Genomic DNA, 15632 nt, shown 5'->3' on the forward strand with positions numbered 1-15632 from the left:
CGGGAGATGGCGGTCATCGTATTTTATGAAAAGCCAGGATGTGCCAACAACACCCGCCAGAAACAGGCGTTGATCCGGTCGGGGCACGACGTGGTGGCGCTGGATATCCGGGTTCAGGCCTGGACACCCGACACGTTGCGCCCATTCTTTATCGGCCGTCCGGTGGCGGACTGGTTCAACCGTGCCGCCCCCCGGGTGAAGTCGGGGGCGGTGGTGCCGGAACTGATGCAGGCCGACGAGGCCCTGGCGGCCATGTGCGTCGATCCCCTGCTGATTCGCCGCCCGCTGATGGAATCCGATGGCAGGCGCATGGTGGGATTCGACGAGGCGGCGGTGAATGCCTGGTTGGGGCTGGTGCCCGAAGGGCCGCCGCTGACCGAGGTCTGCCCCCGCAGCGACGGCGCCTGTCCTCCGCCGAAGGTGTGATCAGCGGCACTTGGAGAAATCGGGCGGTCGCTTCTCGGCGAAGGCGGCCACCGCCTCCTTCAATTCCGGCCGCTTCAGGCAGGCGTCGAACACCAGCGCCTCGCGGGTCAGGCGGTCCATCACCGGCTCGGCCGGGGTCTTCATCAGTTGCTTGATCATCAGCAGGGTGGCGCGCGGCTTGGTCGCCAGCTTGGCCGCCTGGGCCAGGGCGAAGGCCTCCAGCTCCTCGCCGGGCACCACCGCGTTGATCAGGCCGATGGCCAGCGCGGTCTCCACCCCGAAGGGCTCGCCCAGCAACAGCATCTCGGCCGCCTTGCGATGGCCGGCCAGGGCGGGCAGGGTCTGGCTCGACGCCGCTTCCGGCACGATGCCCAGATTGATGAACGGGGTCAGGAACTTGGTGCCCGGCGCGGCATAGACCAGATCGCAATGGGGCAGGATGGTGGCGCCCACCCCCATGGCGGCGCCGCGCACCGCGGCGACCACCGGCTTTTTCGCCCCGGCCACGGCGCGGATGAAGCGATCCGCCACCGAGCCCGACAGCTTGTCCCAGGTCAGGAAGTCGGGCAGGTCGTTGCCCGCGGTGAAGTCGGTCTCGCTGCCACGCAGCAGGAAGACGCCGGTCTCGGAATCGGCTTCTCCGCCCTCGAAGGCCTCGGCCAGGGCCTGGTACATCTCGCCTATCAGGGCATTCTTCTTGTCGGGGCGGTTGATGCGGATCACCCGCACACCGCTTTCCACATGGGTCAGGATCAAGTCAGTCATGGACGCCTCCGGTTCGGATTTTGAGCGAAGTGTAGCTCAGCATCGGCGGCTGGCAAGACGGGCCTGGGCGGGATATGGTTGAGACCGCCTCTTACCTTGGATCAGGCCATGACCGCTCTCAATCCCATCATCGTCATTCCCGCCCGCATGCAGGCCACAAGGCTGCCGGGCAAGCCGCTGGCCGATATCTGCGGCGAGCCCATGATCGTCCATGTCTGGCGCCGCGCCATGCAGGCGGGCATCGGGCCGGTGGTGGTGGCCTGTTCCGAGCCGCAGGTGTTCGACGCGGTCTATGCTCATGGTGGCAACGCGGTGATGACCGATCCCGATCATCCGTCGGGGTCGGACCGGGTGTGGGAGGCGGTGGAAAAGCTCGACCCCGACCGCGCCTATGACGCGGTGGTCAATGTCCAGGGCGACCTGCCCACCCTGGAGCCCTCGGTGATCCGCGCCGTGTTCGCGCCGCTGGAAACACCCGGCGTCGACATCGCCACGCTTGTGACCGAGATCACAATTGATGAAGAGCGGACCAACCCCAACGTGGTCAAGGCGGTGGTGTCGCTGGCGCCGGGGCAGCGCGTTGGCCGCGCTCTGTATTTCTCGCGCGCCACCGTCCCCGCCAATGCCGGGCCACATTATCATCATATCGGACTCTATGCCTATCGCCGCGAGTCGCTGCGGCGTTTCGTCGACCTGCCCCAGGGCGTGCTGGAAACCCGCGAGAAGCTGGAACAGCTGCGCGCCCTGGAAAACGGCATGCGCATCGATTGCGCCTTGGTTGACACGGTTCCGCTGGGTGTCGATACTCCCGCCGACCTGGAGCGGGCGCGGGTGCTGCTGGCCGGGTATCAGGCGAAGCGATGATGGGCGAAGAGATGATGACCGACACACTCGATCCCAGCCGCGCCATCGCCTTCCAGGGTGAGCCCGGCGCCTATTCCCATCTGGCCTGCCGCAACGCCTATCCGGCCATGCAGCCGCTGCCCTGTCCCACCTTCGAGGACACCTTCGCCGCCGTGCGCGAGGGCCGCGCCCGCTATGCCATGATCCCCATCGACAATTCGGTGGCGGGCCGGGTCGCCGATGTGCACCACCTGATGCCCTATGCCGGGCTGCACATCATCGCCGAGCATTTCGAGCGCATCAGCCATCATCTGCTGGCGGTGCCCGGCGCCACCATTGACGGCATCCGCACCGTGAAAAGCCATGTCCATGCCCTGGGCCAGTGCCGCAACCTGATCCGCGAACTGGGCCTGAAGGTGGTGGTGGGCGCCGATACCGCGGGCGCGGCGGCCGAGATCGCCGAGCGTGGCGACTCCACCGTCGCCGCCATCGCCTCGGAACTGGCGGCCGAGGCCTATGGCCTGATCTCGCTCAAGGCCAATATCGAGGATGCCGCCCACAACACCACCCGCTTCGTGGTGCTGGCCCGCGACGCGGTGGAGCCCAATCCCAACCAGCCCTGTGTCACCACCTTCGTCTTCCGGGTGCGCAATGTGGCCGCCGCCCTGTACAAGGCGCTAGGCGGTTTCGCCACCAACGGCATCAACATGACCCGGCTGGAAAGCTACATGGTGGGCGGCGAGTTCGTGGCCACCCAGTTCTATGCCGATGTGGAAGGCCATCCCGCCAACCGGGCCCTGCGCCAGGCGCTGGAGGAACTGGACTTCTTCAGCCACGAGGTCCGCATCCTGGGCGTCTATCCGCTGCATCCCTTCCGTCTGCGCCAGCGTCCGCCGGGGGAATAAGCCCCTCCGGCGTCGGTGTCGGGGCTGGCATCGCGGGCCTCGCGCTTGACGAGTCCTTAATTCCCCCCAAGATATACTACAGGAAGGGTGCCGGTGGTCGGGCCCTTCGGCACCGTACTCGCTCAGATGTGAGGAGGACGAGGATCCATGTCACGCATGTCCGCATTCAATAGCCCGCTATTGCTCGGCTTCGACCATTTCGAACGGGTCCTGGATCGTATTTCCAAGACCTCGGCCGAGGGCTACCCCCCCTATAATATCGAGCAGACCTCGGAAAACGGCCTGCGCATCTCGCTGGCCGTGGCGGGTTTCGCCATGGAGGACCTGTCGGTGTCGCTGGAAGACAATCAACTGGTCATCCGCGGTCGCCAGAACGAGGATGACGGCGGCCGTATCTTCATCCATCGCGGCATCGCGGCCCGCCAGTTCCAGCGCGCCTTCGTGCTGGCCGAGGGCATCGAGGTCAAGGGCGCCGCCCTGGACAACGGCCTGCTGCACGTGGATCTCATCCGCGAGGTGCCCGAACCCCGTATCCGCAGCATTCCCATCCAGGGAGCCGGAGCGGTCGATCCGGCGGCTCGCACCATCACGGTCGCCGCCGAACCCGACGAGTCGCATAAATCCCGGGCCAGAACCGGCCTTAAAAGGGAGGTCTGACATGAAAAACGCAGACGACAAGACCATCACCACCGCGTCCGCCGCGCCGCATGGCGTCATGAGCCCGGTAGACCTGGCCAATTGGGGTCTTCCCCTGGTCGCCTATGTCCGCCATGTGGGGGATGAAGGTGTCGGAGGCTGGGCCATCTGCGCCGCCGATGGCACCCGTATCGGCGGTGCCCCCGACCGCGCCACCGCCTTCGCGGCGGTGCGTCAGCACGACCTGGAACCGCTCAGCGTTCACTGAGCGGTTCGGGGAGGGGTTAACGGAGACCGCCACCGTGGAGGCCCTGGGAAAGCAAGGCCGCCCAGGTGGTGTAGTAGGAATTCAGCATCACTGCGCCCAGGGCTGCTCCGATCCCCAGGCGGGCCAGCCGCCACGGCGTGGCCGGCATGGCGCTGGCGGCCATGATCACCAGGAAGGGCAGCGCCATCATGGTGTAGCGGCTGGTGAAGCTGAGGGCGATCACGCCGGGATGGATGGCGATTCCCAGGGCGGCCAGCCCCACCACCACGTCGAAGGCATCCCGGCGGCGGCGCCACAGCCACGACATCGTGGCGGCCGCGAACAGCCAGGCCAGCACGGCGATCAGGCTGGAGGCCGCTACCGCCAGCAGGCCGATGACCGAATCAGGCAACAGGGACTGCAGCGCCGAGGTCATGGGAACCGCGTGGAGGAAGCCGGTGGTGGCATTGGCGGCGAATACCGCGACGGCCGCCATCAGGACAGCGCGGCCGGGCCGCATCAGGCCCGGCGCCATCAGCAGCATGAAGGCGCCGCAATAGCCCAGCGACAGGGCCATGGAGCGCAGGTTGAAGGCATCGGCGCGGCGCTCGGCGGGCGGCGTGAAGCCGTCCCAGGTCAAGCCCTCGCCCGGGGGCATGAAGCCCTTCCAGATGGCCATCTCCATCACGGGCAGCGGCAGGCCACAGGCCAGGTGCAGTACCACTTGGCGCCATCCCCAACCGCCCAGCACCAGGAAGATTCCCGCCACCAGCGGCACCATGGCCACATAGGGTTGGCGTCCCAGCGCCGCCAGGCCGAAGGCCAATCCCGACAGGATGGCGGCGCGATCGCGGTTGGCCTCGTCTGTCAGCGCCGCCATGCCCAGGGCGACGAACAGCATGGCGGGAATCTCGGTCAGCGCCATGCCGGTGACCACCCAGACGGTGGGAACCGCCAGGGCCATGACCACGGCCAGCGGCGGCTGGTTCCGCCGCTTCAGGATATGGGCCAGCGCCAGCAGCATTAGTCCGGCGAGGAGGGGATTGATCAGGCGCACCCCGGGTGCGGTTCCCGCCGTCAGCGGTAGCGCCGCCCAGTGGATCAGGGCGTAAAGCGGCCCCACGGCGGTGGGCAGCCGCCGCAGGAAATCCTCGCCGGGTCCCAGCGACTGGAACAGGGCGACGCCGGGAAAATGCAGGATTTCGTCGAAGATCAGGGCGGCGGGCGAGCCGAGAATCTGGGCCGCCATCAGGCCGGCCACCACGACGGCACCCGCCAGCAGCAGCCGGTCCGGTGAAAGCTTCGGCGTCATGACACCCTTGTCCTCTTCGGCCGGGGGCCGGTCAGGCCGCCCGCGAGGCCGGGGATTCGGTCAGCAGCGCGTAAAGGGCGTCGGCATTATCGGTGCCGCGCAGCTTTTCGCAGACGCCCTTGTCCCGCAGCAGCCGCGACACCCGGGCCAGGGCCTTCAGGTGATCGGCCCCGGCGCTTTCCGGCGCCAGCAGTAGGAAGATCAAATCCACCGGCTGTTCGTCGATGGATTCGAAATGGATGGGCTTTTCCAGCCGGGCGAACAGGCCGTAAAGCCGGTCCAGGGCGGCAAGCTTGCCGTGGGGAATGGCGATGCCGTTGCCGACGCCGGTGGTTCCCAGGCGCTCGCGTTCCAGCAGCACGTCGAAAATGGCCCGCTCGTGCAGGCCGGTGATCTCGGCCGCGCGGCGCGCCAAATCCTGCAGCGCGTGCTTCTTGGAGGTCGCGCGCAGATTGGGAATGACGGCGGCGGGGTTGATCAGGTCGGTGATTTCCATGAATCCACCCTATCATGCGGACTCTTGCCGGTCCGCGGAGTCTCCTGGCTCGGCCGGGAGCGGGGCGGAACATAGTTCCGGCCCCCGCCCGAGTCAAGCTTGACGCAAGTCACAGTCCCAGCGACTTCTCGCGACGCCGTTGTACCGACGACGCGATGTTCATGGCCTCGCGGTATTTTGCCACTGTTCGCCTGGCAATGTCGATGCCGTCGGCTTTGAGCGCCACCACGATCTGGTCGTCGGACAGCACCTGCTTGCCCTCGGCGTCGATCAGCGCCTTGATGCGGTGGCGCACCGCCTCGGCGGAATGGGCATCGCCGCCATCGGCGGAATTGATGGACTGGGTGAAGAAATACTTCAGCTCGTAGATGCCGCGCGGCGTGGCGATATACTTGTTGGAGGTGACGCGGCTGACCGTGCTTTCGTGCATGGAAATGGCGGTGGCGATGTCGCGCAGCACCAGCGGACGCAGATGCTGGACGCCGTGGCGGAAGAAGGCGTCTTGCTGGCGCACCAGTTCAGTGGCCACCTTCAAAATTGTGGTGGCGCGCTGGTGCAGCGACTTCACCAGCCAGTTGGCCGACTGGTAGCGCTCGCTGATATAGGTCTTGTCGTCCTTGGAGCGGGCCGCGCCGGCGATCTTGGAATAGTAGCGGGTATTGACCAGCACCCGGGGCAGGGTATCGGAGTTCAGCTCCACCAGCCAGCCGCCGTCCTGGGCGCGGCGCATCAGCACGTCGGGGGTGATGGGCTGGGCCACCACATGGTCGAAGCGCAACGCGGGCTTGGGGTCCAGCGCCTTGATCTCGCCGATCATCTCGGACATGTCCTCGGCGTCGACGCCGCAGATGCGCATCAGCCCGGCCAGGTCGCGCTTGGCCAGCAGTTCCAGATTGTCCAGCAGCGCCTGCATGGCGGGATCCAGGCGGTTGCGCTCGGCCAGTTGCAGGCCCAGGCATTCCTTCAGGGTGCGGGCGAACACCCCCACCGGGTCGAAGCCCTGGACCCGTTTCAGCACCCGCTCCACCCGCTTGGGCGGACAGCCCAGCCGCGCCGCCAGCTCGGCGAGGTCGCCGATCAGATAGCCCGCCTCATCCAGCATGGAGATGAGGTGGAGGCCGATGATGCGGTCGCCCGGATCGGGCACATCCATGTTGAGCTGGGCCACCAGATGGTCGCGCAGGCTGATCTCGCCCGCCACGGTGGCTTCCAGGCTGGATTCGCCGTCCTCGAAGCTGTGGCTGCCGCCATTGCGCGAGCTCCACTGGCCGAAGGCCTCGCCATCGGTGCCATCGGACGGGCTGTCATTGTTGAAGGTGTTGTCGTAGTCCACGTCCAGCCCCTCGCTGGCCGAGGTGGAGGTCATGTTATCCAGCAGCGGCGCCTCGGCGGCCGGAACGGAGTCCAGCAGCGGCAGATCATTGGCGTCGGCCTTGGGTTCGGTTCGTTCCAGGCCGCGCTCGGTGTCTTCCCGCTCCAGCAGCGGGTTACGCTCCATCTCCTGCTCGATGAAGGCGGACAGCTCGATATTGGACAGCTGCAGCAGCTTGATGGCTTGCTGCAGCTGTGGCGTCATCACCAGCGATTGGGTCTGACGGATATCCAGCCGGGGGGCGAGGACCATGACTGTTTCGGCCTACAGGCTGAACCGTTCGCCGAGATAGACCCGCCGCACCCCTTCATGGGCGACGATCTCGGCCGGGCGGCCCTCCATCAGGACGGCGCCGTCATGCAAGATGTAGGCGCGGTCGATGATGTCCAGGGTTTCCCGCACATTGTGGTCGGTGATCAGCACGCCGATGCCGCGATGCTTCAGATGGCCGACCAGATCGCGGATATCGGACACCGCGATGGGGTCGATACCGGCCAGCGGCTCGTCCAGCAGGATGAAATGCGGCCGCGACGCCAGGGCGCGGGCGATTTCGACGCGGCGGCGCTCGCCGCCCGACAGGGCCAGGGCCGGGGCGCGGCGCAAGTGGCTGATGGAGAATTCGGCCAGCAGGCTTTCCAGGTCGTGTTCCCGCCGCTCGCGGTCGGGCTCCACCACTTCGAGGACGGCCAGGATATTGCCCTCCACCGACAGGCCGCGGAAAATGGAGGCTTCCTGCGGCAGATAGCCGATGCCGAGGCGGGCACGGCGATACATGGGCAAGGACGTGATGTCCTCGCCGTCCAGGGTGATGGAGCCGGTATCGGGTGCGATCAGGCCGGTGATACAGTAAAAGCAGGTGGTCTTGCCCGCGCCGTTGGGACCCAGCAGGCCCACCGCCTCGCCGCGCTGAACGGTGATGGAGACATCGCGAACCACCGGGCGTTTCTTGAAGCTTTTGCCCAGGCCGCGCGCCACTAGGCCGGGATTGTCGGCCACCAGGCGCGGCACGGTGGTCCGTTCCCTGTCATGGGCCTTGCCCTTGTCGGGCATGCCCAGCGGCGGATGGGTGACCACAGGTTTCATCTGTCCCCTTACCTCCTGGCGCCGGGCACACTGCCCACGAAGCCGGGGGGGCCCTTGGTCCCCGCCTCTTCGGTGGCGTCCTTATCACCCTTCTTATGGGGAATGAAGACGCCTTGGACCCGCTTGCCGGACTCGGCGCCGCCCGGGGCCTCGGCGAACAGCTTGCTGACCCCGGAATTGAGATTGACGTGGGCGTAACCGCCTTGAAGCTGGTTGCCGCCTTCCCGGATGATCTTAACCGAACCCGAGACGGTGGCGATACCGCTTTCGGCGTTGTAGTCGCCGCGATCACCGGTGACGGTCTCGGTGCTGGTGGCCAACGCGACATGGCCATAGGCATCGGCGCGCTGCATCTCCAGCGATCCGCCATCGGATTTGGTGGCGCCGGGCTTGGCGGCGGCGGGCTTGGCCGCCTGGGTCTTGGCCCCCTTCTCCTTGAAGTGGGCGGTCAGGACATCGGCCTTCAGGGTCTTGCCGTCCTGGGTGGCCACGGCGTCGCCCCGCAGTACCGCCATACGCTTCAGTTCCCAGTATTCCAGCTGCTCGCTGGCCTGGAAGGTCTCGGTGGGCGTGACCAGCCGCGACGGCGCGCCCTTCAGCACGAACACCGCCTTGTCCAGGTCATAGACCGCCTTGGCCCCGGTGGCGGTCTCGTTGGGGGATTTGATGGTGACGTTGCCGTCGGCGTCCAGGCGCCAGATCTCGTCGCCCTTGGGTCCCTTGCGGTAGTGGGCGGTCAGGGTGTCGGCATTGACCGTCATGTCGCCGCGCACCGCGTGGGCGTTGCCCCGGGCGATGACGCGCATATCCTCGGAATGCCATTCGATGCCGTTGTCGGAATAGACCTGGATCTGCTGGTCGCCCGACTTGCCCATGTCGAACCCCTGGGCATGGACGGTCCCGGCCAGGGACACGGACCCCAGCAGCATCAGCAAAAGACGGGCGGTCGGCGTCATCGGCGTTTGGCTCCCTTGCCCTGGCCCTGGGGCGAGGCTCCCCGCAAGGTCAGGGCGGCCTTGCCGGTGAAGGTGATGTCGCGTCCCTTGCCCGCCAGCTCGAAACCGGCGGACTGGATGCGGCCTTGTGGTCCGTGCCCTTCCACCGGTTCCAGCCCCCGGCCGGTATTGCGGGCCAGGTCGAAGACGGCAGTGGGCGTGTGCAGTTCGTAACCGGCATCGTGGTACAGGTTGACCCCGCCCGCAAGGTCCAGGGTCTTGGTGACCTGGTTGTAGACGCCGGTGGCGGCATCCACCACGATATTGGCCCCCGAGGTGGAGGTGAAATCGGCCTTGGGCGCGGTGAGATGGATCAGGTCGCGGCTGCCCGGCTGCTGCTTCGCCAGATCGGCGGTGACCGCGTAGGGGCGGTTGGATTCGTCCAGGCCGAAATAACGGGCGTTCTGCATGGCCAGGGATTCGACCTCCTTGGACGGCAGCTTGGCGAACCCCACCTGGAAACGCTTGTCCTCCAGCGCCAGCTTGGGCCACACCACCACCAGCCCCAGCAGCACGGCGGCCAAGGCGGGCAGCAGCACCTTCATGAAACCGACGAAGCGGGAATAGCTGGAGAACGGCCCGGTCTGGGGTCGACGCAGACGATGCCGCAAGGCGGCCAGTCGTTCGGTCGCGCTGGGCAGCACCTAGGCCACTCCCGCGCGCAGGCAGTCATGGACGTGCAGCACGCCCACCGGGCACCCGGTTTCGTCGACCACGAACAGGCTGGTGATGGCCTTGGTGTTCATGATGCGCAGCGCTTCGGCCGCCAGCAGGTTGGGGGCCACCGTCTTAGGATCGCGGGTCATGACCTCGGCGGCGGCTAGGGTCGGCAGGTCGGGGCGCATATGGCGGCGCAGATCGCCATCGGTGACGATGCCGGCCAGCCGTCCGTTTCCGTCCGTCACCCCGGCGCAGCCCAGGCTCTTGGCGGTCATCACCAGCAGCACCTCGGCCATGGGGGTGGTGGGGGCCACCAGGGGCAGCCCCTCGCCGCCATGCATCAGGTCGCCCACCTTCAGCAGGCGCTGGCCCAGCTTGCCGCCGGGATGGAACAGCTTGAAATCGGCGGCGGTGAAGCCCTTGCGCTCCAGCAGGGTGACGGCCAGGGCATCGCCCAGGGCCAGCATCATGGTGGTCGAGGTGGTGGGCGCCAGCCCCATGGGACAGGCTTCCGGGATGGGAGGCAGCACCAGCGCCACATCGGCGGAGACGGCCAGGGTGCTCTTGGCGCCCGAGGTGATGCCGATCAGCGGAATCTCGAAGCGGCGGGAAAACGCCACCAGATCGCCCAGTTCGGGAGTTTCGCCCGAATTGGACAGGGCGACGACCGCATCCTCCGAGGTCACCATGCCGAGATCGCCATGGCTGGCCTCGGCCGGGTGGATGAAGAAGGATGGGCGGCCGGTGGAGGCCAGGGTGGCGGCGATCTTGCGCCCCACATGGCCGCTCTTGCCCATGCCGGTGACGATCACCCGGCCCTTGGCGGCTTCCAGCAGCCCCACCGCCTTGACGAAAGCCTCGCCCAGCCCGGCCGACAGCGCGCTCAGGGCCTCGGCCTCGGTGGCGAGCACCTTGCGGGCGGTGGCGATATCCTCGGCGGCAGAGGTCATGGCGAATCCCTTGTCCCGGCTCCCAATGACCGGAGGCCCTAACTATACGAATCCGGGTTTGGACGGAAAGCCAAAAGCAGGGGATGTGGTCCGTTTCCTGCATTAAAATCGCCAGCTTTAAAAACTGAACCGCTTGGTTTAGTTTTGCCGGAAGCAGTTTCCGGAGCCACCATGTCCAAGCCTTTATCCGGCCGCAAACCCTCGGCCAAGCGGGAAGCCATCCTGGATGCCGCCCAGGTGGTGTTCCTGGATGTGGGCTATGCCGCCGCCAGCATGGACGGGGTCGCCGCCCGGGCCGGGGTGTCCAAGGCCACCATCTATGCCCATTTCACCAGCAAGGATCAGTTGTTCTCGGCGGTGATCCAACGGCGTTGCGAACGCAGCGAGGCCTTTCAGAGCATCGACAGCCAGGGGGATGTCCGAGCCGTGCTGACCGGAGTGGCGCGGCGCCTGATGACTCTGTTGCTGTCGCCCGAGGCGCTGGCCATGTATCGCCTGGTGGTGGCGGAATCCCTGCGCCAGCCCGATCTGGCCCGCGCCTTCTATGACTCCGGACCGGCGGCCGGCAAGGCGCAGATTGCGGCGATCATGGCCGATCTGGCCGACAGGGGTGAACTGGTGCTCGACGATCCCTGGGTCGCCGCCGACCAGTTCATCGGCTTGCTGCGCACCGATCTGTTCATGCGGACCCTGCTGGGGCTGCCGCTTCGCGACGGCCAGACCCTGGACGGCGTGACCGTCGGCGCCGTCGACGTGATTTTGCGGGCCTTCGGTCCGAAACGCTGAAACCAGCTATTGATCGCCAGGTTATTGTGACTTTCCGTGGCGAATTGTTGGATTTGGCTTAACTTTCGTATAGGCGATATCGTATTTGTACGGCATCCAGAATCGCCGCCGGAAGAACGGCGATCTGGGGACAAGCTCGCGGTGAACAGGCAGGGCAAGGCCATGGACAGGTCGCTTAGCAATGTGGAACGGACGTTTCAGTGGGATGAGGTGATCGTCTCCAAGACCGATCTCACCGGCAAGATCACCTATGCCAATGATGTTTTCATCGGCATCAGCGGCTATACCGAGGACGAGCTGCTGGGCGCGCCCCATTCGATCCTGCGCCATCCCGCCATGCCGCGCTGTGTCTTCAAATTCCTGTGGGACCGTATCGCCCAGGGGCACGAGGTCTTCGCCTATGTGGTCAACCGGGCCAGGAATGGCGACCATTACTGGGTCTTCGCCCATGTGACGCCCTGCTACGACAAGGCCGGGCAGTTGATCGGCTACCATTCCAACCGGCGGGTGCCCAAGCCGGAAGCGGTGGCGACGGTCAAGCCGCTTTACGAAACCCTGCTGGGGATCGAGAACGGCGCCAGCGACCGCAAGCAGGGGCTGGAGCAGTCCTTCGCCGCCCTGGTGAAAACCATCGGCGATCTGGGTTTCGACAGCTATGACCGCCTGGTCATGACCATCAGCCGGTAGGAGACATCCCCATGTCCGCCCCCTCGCTCCGCCGGACGGTCGCCGCCTCGACCACCATGACCCTGATCGCCCTGCTGGCCACCGGCCTGGTGGCTTATGCCGCCATCGGCTACGGCCTGATGATGGACGCCTCGGTGACCGCCGCCCTAGCCGATGCCGCCAAGGGTGGCGATGGCTGGCGCGCCTCGCTGGAAGCCGCCGTCGCGTCCCATCGCGGTTTTGGCTGGACCATGGTGGTGCTGGCGGTGGTGGCGGGCGGCGCCTTGTTTTTCCTGGCTCTGCGCTCCAACGCCCAAATCCGCGCCATCATCGCCCTGGTGGAACGGGGCGAAGCGGTGGCGGCCCAGGCCGCCCAGGGCGACTTCAACGCCCGGGTCCTGCGCATCGGGCGCACCGACGAGCTGGGTCGCATGATGACCGGCTTCAACCGGGTGCTGGACCTGACCGAGGAATTCGCCAAGGACGCGGGCGCCGCCATGAAGATGGCGGGGCAAAAGCAGTATTTCCGCTATATCCCGCTGCAGGGTCTGCGCGGCGACTATCTCGGCTATGCCGAGGGCATCAACAAGGTGCTGGCGGACATGGACGCCCGCGACCAGGAGACCCGCAGATTCGAGCAGTCGGTTCAGGCCATGGTCGCCGACGTCTCCAAGGCCACCAATGCCATCGGCCAGACCGCCGGAATCATGGCGGCGCGCTCGGAAAGCGCGGGCGGCAGCTCGCTCACCGTGGGCGAGGCGGCCGAGGTCACCACCCAGCGGGCGGCGTCGGTGTCCGAGTCCATCCACCAGTTGGCCGGGGCCATCAACGAGATCGCCCAGCAGGTCACCCGTTCGGCCACCGTGGCGCAGAACGCCGTCGCCGATATCGGGACGACGGTGGAACGCATGAACGGGCTGGCCGATTCCGTCAGCCAGATCGGCGAGGTGGTCAGCCTGATCAACGACATCGCGTCCCAGACCAACCTGCTGGCGCTCAACGCCACCATCGAGGCCGCGCGGGCGGGCGAGGCCGGCAAGGGATTCGCCGTGGTGGCCAACGAGGTCAAGACCCTGGCCAGCCAGACCGCCCGGGCCACCGAGGACATTACCAATCAGGTGAACGCGGTGCAGGAAGCGGCACGTTCGGCGGCGTCGGGTATCGGCGATGTGGTGGAGACCATCCGCAGCATCGACCGCATTTCGGCCACCATCGCGGGCGCGGTGCAGGAACAGGAGGCGGTGACCCGCGAGATTTCCGAACATATCGACGAGGTGGCGGCACAGGCCGCCGATGTCTCGGAGAACGTCGCCCACCTGTCCCAGGCCTCGGCCCAGGCCTGCGGCGGCACCGTCCGGGTGATCTGGAGCGCCCGCATGCTGGGCAAGGTGGTTGAATCGCTGACCAGTCAGGTCAATGAGTATGTCAGCAAGGTGAAGTAGGGCGGGCGAGGCGCCCGCGCTCCGGGGTCATCGCACGCCCGGCGCTTGAGGGACAAGAACGGAGCGAAGCGACTGGGCCGTTGAGGCCCCGCGCCCGCGTGGGCGCGAAAGCCAAGCATTCCGGAGGAATGCGCCCGGCGCTTGAGGGACAAAAAAGACTCAGAACTTCCTTGCCGCCACCAGATCGCGGGGCATGCGGTTCATGCGGATGAACTGGGCCAGCACATGCATCAGCGACTGGTGCACATCCTCGATGATGCCGTAATTGTCGGCGCTGACATGCAGATTGGCATCGGCCAGCTTGGCGGTGCGCCCACCGGTGAAACCGGTCAGCGCGATGGTGCCGACGCCGTTGGCCTTGGCCCATTGGATGGCGCGGACCACGTTTTCCGAATCCCCCGACGAACTGATGGTGATCAGCACGTCGCCCGGCCGGGCGAAGGTCCTCAGCTGGTAGGCGAAGACCTCGGCATAGTCCAGGTCATTGGCGATGGCGGTGATCATCTCAATGGTGGCCGACAGGGAATGGACCCGGGGCTTCAGGCTGGTATCGGTCTGGATGCCCTTCACATGGTCGCAGACCAGATGATTGGAGATGGCCGCCGAACCGCCATTGCCGCAGACATAGACATGGGCATCGGCTTCCATGGCGCCCGACAGCAGGATTTCCGCCGCCGCCAGGGCGCTTTTCGGCACCGAGGCCAGCGCCTGGGCGATTTTCTCGCTATAGGCCTCGTAGAAGGCGGCGATGCTGGAATGGGGCTTTTCGGGGAAGTACATGGCGGTCCTCGGTTTCGGCAACGGGCAATGAGGCGGAAACGCCCACCTAATCCTCGTCACCCCCGGACCTGATCCGGGGGTCCATGGATGCCCGGATCAAGTCCGGGCATGACGGTGATGGATGAGTGGGATCCATATCAAAAAACACTGTCCAGCACGGCCTTGATGCGCAGGGCCGCTTTTCCGTCCCAGAATTCAGGAACGCGTCCGGCCTTGCCGCCGTTGTCCAGAATCTCGCGGGTGGCGGCCAGGATGCGGCCGGTGTCGCGCCCCACCACCGTATTGGTGCCGAACTCCACCGTGGCTGGACGTTCGGTATTGTCGCGCAGCGTCAGGCAGGGAATGCCCAGCGCCGTGGTCTCTTCCTGGATGCCGCCGGAATCGGTCAGCACCAGCCGGGCGTGCTTCATCAGACCCAGCATGGCGAGATAGCCCTGCGGCCCCAGCGGCAGGATGGTCCTGCCGTCCAGCTTGTGGGCCAGACCGGCGGCCTCGATGCGCCCACGGGTGCGCGGATGCAGCGGCATCACCACCGGCAGCTCGCGGCCGATCTCGGCCAGGCAGTCCAGCAGCCGGGCCAGCACCTCGGGCTCGTCCACATTGGAGGGCCGGTGCAAGGTGGACAGGGCGAAGCTCTCCGGCACCGCCAGCCCGGCCGCGGCCAGGGTCTCGGCCGGGGCGGTGGCGCGCGGCAGATTGGCCACCAATGTGTCGATCATGACGTTGCCGACGAAATGGACACGCTCGGGCGTTATGCCTTCCGCCGTCAGATTGGCCGCCGCCGAACGCTCGGTGGTGAACAGCAGGTCGGAAATCTGGTCGGTCAGCACCCGGTTGATCTCTTCGGGCATGGCGCGGTCGCGCGAGCGCAGGCCCGCTTCCACATGCACCACCGGCACGCCCTTCTTGGCGGCGACCAGGGCGCAGGCGATGGTGGAATTGACGTCGCCCACCACCAGCACGATGGGATCATGGGCGGCGTCGAGCACCGGCTCGAAGCGGATCATCACCTGGGCGGTCTGCACTGCATGGCTGCCCGATCCCACTTCCAGATTGGCGTCGGGGGCGGGCATGCCCAACTCGGCGAAGAAGGTGTCGTTCATGTCGGGATCGTAGTGCTGGCCGGTATGGACCAGCAGCGGACGGAAGCGGGCGGAGTCCTTCAACGCGGCGACGATGGGGGCCGCCTTCATGTAGTTGGGTCTGGCGCCGACGACGCAGACCACGGTTCTCGGCCTTTGGCTCATGAAAATCCCGTCCGGATGACG

General features: G+C 66.4%; 18 protein-coding genes. 8 read left to right on the forward strand and 10 right to left on the reverse strand.

Translation table 11 applies throughout. The features are described 5' to 3' along the window. The first annotated feature begins 6 nt into the window (after window positions 1–6). The gene (locus tag A6A04_RS12875; protein ID WP_068493498.1) at window positions 7–426 is read left to right on the forward strand and encodes an ArsC/Spx/MgsR family protein; all 420 of its coding nucleotides are present in this window, start codon (window positions 7–9) and stop codon (window positions 424–426) included. On the opposite strand, the gene A6A04_RS12880 is transcribed toward A6A04_RS12875, so the two are convergent. Beyond that, window positions 427–1191, reverse strand: coding sequence for an enoyl-CoA hydratase (locus A6A04_RS12880; RefSeq protein ID WP_068493500.1), 765 nt, complete (start codon window positions 1189–1191; stop codon window positions 427–429). A 108-nt stretch (window positions 1192–1299) separates the two neighbouring features. Here A6A04_RS12880 and A6A04_RS12885 point away from each other — a divergent pair, with 108 nt between their 5' ends. The 4 genes from A6A04_RS12885 (at window position 1300) to A6A04_RS12900 (ending at window position 3843) form a co-directional block, all read left to right on the forward strand. Further along, complete coding sequence (locus A6A04_RS12885; protein WP_068493502.1) at window positions 1300–2055, forward strand: 3-deoxy-manno-octulosonate cytidylyltransferase; 756 nt, start codon at window positions 1300–1302, stop codon at window positions 2053–2055. Between the two features lie 11 nt (window positions 2056–2066). Further along, window positions 2067–2939, forward strand: coding sequence for a prephenate dehydratase (locus A6A04_RS12890; RefSeq protein WP_407670267.1), 873 nt, complete (start codon window positions 2067–2069; stop codon window positions 2937–2939). Window positions 2940–3086: 147 nt separating this feature from the next. After that, entirely contained in the window at window positions 3087–3596 is a 510-nt protein-coding gene (locus A6A04_RS12895; RefSeq protein ID WP_068493504.1) for an Hsp20 family protein, read from the forward strand. Window position 3597: 1 nt separating this feature from the next. Continuing rightward, window positions 3598–3843, forward strand: a complete 246-nt coding sequence (locus A6A04_RS12900) for a DUF1150 family protein (RefSeq protein WP_068493506.1) — start codon at window positions 3598–3600, stop codon at window positions 3841–3843. A 16-nt stretch (window positions 3844–3859) separates the two neighbouring features. Here A6A04_RS12900 and A6A04_RS12905 read toward each other — a convergent pair whose 3' ends face one another. The 7 genes from A6A04_RS12905 to A6A04_RS12935 all read right to left on the reverse strand — a co-directional run bounded on the left by A6A04_RS12905 (window position 3860) and on the right by A6A04_RS12935 (window position 10690). Beyond that, the gene (locus tag A6A04_RS12905; protein WP_068493508.1) at window positions 3860–5134 is read right to left on the reverse strand and encodes a hypothetical protein; all 1275 of its coding nucleotides are present in this window, start codon (window positions 5132–5134) and stop codon (window positions 3860–3862) included. A gap of 31 nt (window positions 5135–5165) precedes the next feature. Beyond that, on the reverse strand, window positions 5166–5630 hold the full coding sequence (gene ptsN / locus A6A04_RS12910) for a PTS IIA-like nitrogen regulatory protein PtsN (RefSeq protein ID WP_068493509.1): 465 nt from the start codon (window positions 5628–5630) through the stop codon (window positions 5166–5168). A 109-nt stretch (window positions 5631–5739) separates the two neighbouring features. Continuing rightward, window positions 5740–7254: an RNA polymerase factor sigma-54 gene (gene rpoN / locus A6A04_RS12915; RefSeq protein ID WP_068493511.1), complete on the reverse strand. Its 1515-nt coding sequence runs from the start codon at window positions 7252–7254 to the stop codon at window positions 5740–5742. Window positions 7255–7266: 12 nt separating this feature from the next. Beyond that, window positions 7267–8052, reverse strand: a complete 786-nt coding sequence (gene lptB, locus A6A04_RS12920; protein WP_068493830.1) for an LPS export ABC transporter ATP-binding protein — start codon at window positions 8050–8052, stop codon at window positions 7267–7269. Between the two features lie 41 nt (window positions 8053–8093). Beyond that, window positions 8094–9041: an LptA/OstA family protein gene (locus A6A04_RS12925; protein ID WP_068493513.1), complete on the reverse strand. Its 948-nt coding sequence runs from the start codon at window positions 9039–9041 to the stop codon at window positions 8094–8096. Continuing rightward, window positions 9038–9724 carry an LPS export ABC transporter periplasmic protein LptC gene (lptC, locus tag A6A04_RS12930; protein ID WP_245651195.1) on the reverse strand — a complete coding sequence of 229 codons (687 nt, stop codon included), beginning with the start codon at window positions 9722–9724 and terminating at the stop codon, window positions 9038–9040. The genes A6A04_RS12925 and lptC overlap by 4 nt, the downstream gene beginning before the upstream one ends. Next, window positions 9725–10690: a KpsF/GutQ family sugar-phosphate isomerase gene (locus tag A6A04_RS12935; RefSeq protein WP_068493515.1), complete on the reverse strand. Its 966-nt coding sequence runs from the start codon at window positions 10688–10690 to the stop codon at window positions 9725–9727. 171 nt (window positions 10691–10861) lie between these two features. Here A6A04_RS12935 and A6A04_RS12940 point away from each other — a divergent pair, with 171 nt between their 5' ends. The 3 genes from A6A04_RS12940 (at window position 10862) to A6A04_RS23450 (ending at window position 13584) form a co-directional block, all read left to right on the forward strand. Next, a complete protein-coding gene (locus A6A04_RS12940) occupies window positions 10862–11476 on the forward strand; it encodes a TetR/AcrR family transcriptional regulator (protein ID WP_068493517.1) in 615 nt (204 codons plus the stop codon). A 162-nt stretch (window positions 11477–11638) separates the two neighbouring features. Next, window positions 11639–12163, forward strand: coding sequence for a PAS domain-containing protein (locus tag A6A04_RS12945; RefSeq protein WP_068493834.1), 525 nt, complete (start codon window positions 11639–11641; stop codon window positions 12161–12163). An 11-nt stretch (window positions 12164–12174) separates the two neighbouring features. After that, window positions 12175–13584 (forward strand): methyl-accepting chemotaxis protein, encoded by a 1410-nt coding sequence (locus A6A04_RS23450; protein WP_172822771.1) that lies wholly within the window; start codon window positions 12175–12177, stop codon window positions 13582–13584. Between the two features lie 159 nt (window positions 13585–13743). Here the strand turns inward: A6A04_RS23450 and A6A04_RS12955 are convergent, their stop codons facing one another. After that, window positions 13744–14364, reverse strand: a complete 621-nt coding sequence (locus A6A04_RS12955) for an SIS domain-containing protein (RefSeq protein WP_068493519.1) — start codon at window positions 14362–14364, stop codon at window positions 13744–13746. A 137-nt stretch (window positions 14365–14501) separates the two neighbouring features. Beyond that, window positions 14502–15611 (reverse strand): non-hydrolyzing UDP-N-acetylglucosamine 2-epimerase, encoded by a 1110-nt coding sequence (wecB, locus tag A6A04_RS12960; protein WP_068493521.1) that lies wholly within the window; start codon window positions 15609–15611, stop codon window positions 14502–14504. Window positions 15612–15632 lie beyond the last annotated feature (21 nt).

This window comes from Paramagnetospirillum marisnigri, from assembly GCF_001650715.1.
In the GTDB taxonomy this organism is placed as follows: Bacteria; Pseudomonadota; Alphaproteobacteria; order Rhodospirillales; family Magnetospirillaceae; genus Phaeospirillum; species Phaeospirillum marisnigri.

Bases quoted from the DNA above. Each gene is read 5' to 3' on its own strand.
- A6A04_RS12875 (WP_068493498.1), top strand. From the start codon at position 7: ATGGCGGTCATCGTATTTTATGAAAAGCCAGGATGTGCCAACAACACC.
- A6A04_RS12880 (WP_068493500.1), bottom strand. From the start codon at position 1,191: ATGACTGACTTGATCCTGACCCATGTGGAAAGCGGTGTGCGGGTGATC.
- A6A04_RS12885 (WP_068493502.1), top strand. From the start codon at position 1,300: ATGACCGCTCTCAATCCCATCATCGTCATTCCCGCCCGCATGCAGGCC.
- A6A04_RS12890 (WP_407670267.1), top strand. From the start codon at position 2,067: ATGATGACCGACACACTCGATCCCAGCCGCGCCATCGCCTTCCAGGGT.
- A6A04_RS12895 (WP_068493504.1), top strand. From the start codon at position 3,087: ATGTCACGCATGTCCGCATTCAATAGCCCGCTATTGCTCGGCTTCGAC.
- A6A04_RS12900 (WP_068493506.1), top strand. From the start codon at position 3,598: ATGAAAAACGCAGACGACAAGACCATCACCACCGCGTCCGCCGCGCCG.
- A6A04_RS12905 (WP_068493508.1), bottom strand. From the start codon at position 5,134: ATGACGCCGAAGCTTTCACCGGACCGGCTGCTGCTGGCGGGTGCCGTC.
- ptsN (WP_068493509.1), bottom strand. From the start codon at position 5,630: ATGGAAATCACCGACCTGATCAACCCCGCCGCCGTCATTCCCAATCTG.
- rpoN (WP_068493511.1), bottom strand. From the start codon at position 7,254: ATGGTCCTCGCCCCCCGGCTGGATATCCGTCAGACCCAATCGCTGGTG.
- lptB (WP_068493830.1), bottom strand. From the start codon at position 8,052: ATGCCCGACAAGGGCAAGGCCCATGACAGGGAACGGACCACCGTGCCG.
- A6A04_RS12925 (WP_068493513.1), bottom strand. From the start codon at position 9,041: ATGACGCCGACCGCCCGTCTTTTGCTGATGCTGCTGGGGTCCGTGTCC.
- A6A04_RS12935 (WP_068493515.1), bottom strand. From the start codon at position 10,690: ATGACCTCTGCCGCCGAGGATATCGCCACCGCCCGCAAGGTGCTCGCC.
- A6A04_RS12940 (WP_068493517.1), top strand. From the start codon at position 10,862: ATGTCCAAGCCTTTATCCGGCCGCAAACCCTCGGCCAAGCGGGAAGCC.
- A6A04_RS12945 (WP_068493834.1), top strand. From the start codon at position 11,639: ATGGACAGGTCGCTTAGCAATGTGGAACGGACGTTTCAGTGGGATGAG.
- A6A04_RS23450 (WP_172822771.1), top strand. From the start codon at position 12,175: ATGTCCGCCCCCTCGCTCCGCCGGACGGTCGCCGCCTCGACCACCATG.
- A6A04_RS12955 (WP_068493519.1), bottom strand. From the start codon at position 14,364: ATGTACTTCCCCGAAAAGCCCCATTCCAGCATCGCCGCCTTCTACGAG.
- wecB (WP_068493521.1), bottom strand. From the start codon at position 15,611: ATGAGCCAAAGGCCGAGAACCGTGGTCTGCGTCGTCGGCGCCAGACCC.